Source organism: Erwinia artemisiae, from assembly GCF_051400835.1.
GTDB lineage: Bacteria > Pseudomonadota > Gammaproteobacteria > Enterobacterales > Enterobacteriaceae > Erwinia > Erwinia aeris.
Genome location: NZ_JBLFFM010000020.1, coordinates 1 through 3,303 on the forward strand (window position 1 = coordinate 1; position 3,303 = coordinate 3,303).

Annotated in this window: 3 protein-coding genes and 1 pseudogene; all 4 read left to right on the top strand. The window is 39.2% G+C overall.

Annotation, left to right across the window (positions count from 1 at the left end; translation table 11 throughout):
• Positions 1-561 (top strand): RHS repeat-associated core domain-containing protein (locus tag ACMGEE_RS21640; protein WP_436830630.1); only part of this gene is annotated, 561 nt, incomplete at its 5' end.
• Positions 562-569: 8 nt separating this feature from the next.
• A complete protein-coding gene (locus ACMGEE_RS21645) occupies positions 570-1,013 on the top strand; it encodes a DUF6386 family protein (protein WP_301730207.1) in 444 nt (147 codons plus the stop codon).
• Positions 1,014-1,791: 778 nt separating this feature from the next.
• Positions 1,792-2,424, top strand: a pseudogene (locus ACMGEE_RS21650) (RHS repeat-associated core domain-containing protein); the annotation flags it as partial.
• A 4-nt stretch (positions 2,425-2,428) separates the two neighbouring features.
• A complete protein-coding gene (locus ACMGEE_RS21655) occupies positions 2,429-2,881 on the top strand; it encodes an SMI1/KNR4 family protein (RefSeq protein ID WP_301730203.1) in 453 nt (150 codons plus the stop codon).
• Positions 2,882-3,303: the final 422 nt, after the last annotated feature.

Here is a 3,303-nt window from a genome sequence, read left to right on the forward strand (position 1 = left end):
AATTTATTCCGCTATTACGATCCGGTGGGTGGGCGGTTTACCCAGGTTGACCCGATAGGACTGGCGGGTGGGATTAATACTTATGGGTATGTGGGCGATCCGCTGGTTTGGGTTGATCCGCTGGGGTTGAGTAAGTGTACTTCTGGTGCAACACTAACCGTAAGCAAGCCTAAAATTTTGAGTAATGCTAATTTATCGGATTCTGAGAGAGGTTTTCTTGAAAGACAGTTTCAGAAAAAACAAAATGCTCTTAATCGTGCTGCTCAACGAGGAGAATTGATGTGGTCACCGGGAACCCATGATGTAAGAATTTCATCAATACAAAGCTCTTACAGAAGACGAATTGCAGCCCGCTATGAAAGAATGTTTGGAAGTTCACCGGATTTAACAAAACTAAATGCCGATCACCCTGTGGATTTGATAGTTGGTGGTTCACCAACCCAAAGGCTACAAATGTTAAACGAATCGATAAATAAGAGTGTTGGTAGTTCTTTAAAAAATGCAGGTAGAAAAGCTGGTCTTAAGCCGGGTGATATGATTAGTGAAATTATTTTTCAATAGAGGTATTAATGAATAAGAAATTTTCAATTTCGACTGATACTGCAACTTTGTCTATTTTCGATCTGGTTTCACTTAGGCATAGAATTAATGATGATGCTGATTGGTGGAGTATCCCCGAAGATGAAATTGCGGAGGTTAATCAGGGGAATGTTATTTTTTTAAATCTTGGTATTGATGGTGAGTATAAAATAAATATTTGCGATGAGATAGATGGTCAATACGATTCATTATATTTGAATATACCATCAGGAAAGGTTTTTATAGGCGCAGGCGAAGACACAAGTGGCGGAGATCTCGAGCCAGATAATTCTGAATATATCTCTGGGGCTATAGTAGATTTAGCTCCAGGAAGTTACGAGCTGAGGTTTAATAAAGAATTGAATTGTATTAATATCTCCTTTGAGCCTAGCAAAATAAAGGTTAACCATATCACTGATATCGTTAGGGTTTAATCGTTTTATCCTATGATTTTATTAAAATACAGTGATTTTATCTTTCTGGGAAAGGTAGTTATTTTTTCTACGTGTTTAATTTAATTCAATTGTATTTTTTCAAGAATTAAATCCGCATGTGATTTTAAAAGTATTAATCATAATCGTGGGAGGGCATGCATAAGGATATGAGGTGCCGAAAAATTTGTCGAAATGAATAAGTTTCATTGTATGGGTATTTATATTAAAATTTAAATAGAAATAATTGATGGTAAAGAAGGTTATTTATATTTTACTCATGAGGAAAAGATCGCTGTGGAATTTATAAAATAGAATTGATTAATCTAGCTATCAATAATGCTAAGTTCAATTCTAATCCGCTTTATGACTTATTATTGAAAGGTTAAAGGTTAAAGGTTAAAGGTTAAAGGTTAAAGGTTAAATTTTTGAAGGGCACATTTAAAAAGTGTGCCTCTAAAAAGGATGTTTTTAGACTGCGTATTAAGTTGTAAGCCATCTTAAGGATTTTTACAGCTTCATTTTTAGCCGCTAACCTGTGCCAGTAGAGCCAGTGTCTGCAGCCGGGCCTTTCCTTTCTTGCTTCTGCTATTCAAGCTGTGCCTGTTTCCTACGTTGCTGAATCCTCTCCCTCTGTGGGGGGCAGTACCAGACAGCTTTCCAATACCTTATGACCAACCCCCGCCCCCTACCACAAACCTCTCTCTGCCAGGAATTTACCCAACATATTCACCTGCGGCTCTCTGCGTTCACCACCTTCTGACCGACGAATAAAGCGAGATGGCGCGGCCGTTTCTCCACCTGGGGTGAAACGGAGCGCGAAAGCGTGACCGGCTTCCAGGCGGTACAGCAGAATCTCCGGTTTCAGGGGCAGTACCTGGACAGGGAGACGGGCCTTCATTACAATTTATTCCGCTATTACGATCCGGTGGGTGGGCGGTTTACCCAGGTTGACCCGATAGGACTGGCGGGTGGGATTAATACTTATGGGTATGTGGGCGATCCGCTGGTTTGGGTTGATCCGCTGGGGTTGAGTAAGTGTAGTTTAGCTTCCAAAATGGTGAAGTCAGTCAATGGTCGAATGCCAATTAATGGTAAATTTGCAGGAAGGATGTATCCTCTTGAAAGTTTACCTGTAGGGATAAGAAGCAAATATCCACATAGTGTTCCATTTAATCACGCGGGGTTCCCTGACTTTACTAGATATGCAATAAAGAATGTTCGTATTGAACTTGGTAGAACTCGTGGTATTGATTTTGCTCGCGCAGATAGAGCCGCAGGATATGATAGGGCTAACCCAAGGCCTGGAAATTATACCTGGCATCATCACCAGGATTCAGGTTACATGCAGTTAATACCAACCGACATACACGCCGCTGTAAAACATACTGGTGGCATAGCAACAGGGAGATGAATCTATGACACAAATACATGGTTCAAAGGGTGTTGTAAGTGAAAAAGAGATATTCGATATAGAAAGCCAGCATGCCATTAAACTACCTGATAGCTATAAAGATTTCTTAAAAAAACATAATGGTGGTTATCCTCAGCCAGATGGTTTTGACTTTGCTGATGGTAGTGATGGCTCAAGCATTGATAAATTTTTAGAAATTAGCAGTTCAAAAAGCGAAAGCCTTATAGAATACTTTAGAAATTATAAGGATCGTATTCCTGAAAATTATTTCCCCATAGCTAAAGATCCTGGGGGTAACCTAATTTTAATAGAGATTAATAGCGGGGGTGATAATGTTTATTATTGGGATCATGAAAATGAAGCTGAAGACGGCGATAAACCTGGAATGGATAACATGCATCTGATAGCATCAAGTTTTGATAATTTTTTAAATAACTTGTATGAAATAGAATTATAGCTGTAAACCGGAAGGCAACATTAATGTCTTCCGGGTCTTTAAGTCTGGAATGTCATTTTATATTTATGCTTTTTTTTTAATTACTTGCTATCATTTTGGCTCTGGATTTAGAAAGGTATGTTAATTTAAAAAATAATTTTTATTGTTATATACCTGCGCAGGTGTGTTTTCTGACAGAATAGAAGATGGGTATTAAATAGACTTGTAACTTCAAACGGAATTTTGTTCCATCTTAAATCACGCCTGTGCCACCCACTTATCTGTAATATTTACCTACACTAAAATGTAATCGCCTTCTTGTGGAGAGCTCACGATGACGTCAGCGCAATGTAGCAGAACAAGTGAGCAAACCAGCAGCAGCGCTTTGGCTATGATGCAACGGGGCAGGTCACGCGTGAAGTCCGCACCTATAAGGAAGAGCA

Excerpts from the sequence above, each read along its gene's own strand:
- ACMGEE_RS21645 (WP_301730207.1), top strand. The coding sequence starts at position 570 with ATGAATAAGAAATTTTCAATTTCGACTGATACTGCAACTTTGTCTATT.
- ACMGEE_RS21655 (WP_301730203.1), top strand. The coding sequence starts at position 2,429 with ATGACACAAATACATGGTTCAAAGGGTGTTGTAAGTGAAAAAGAGATA.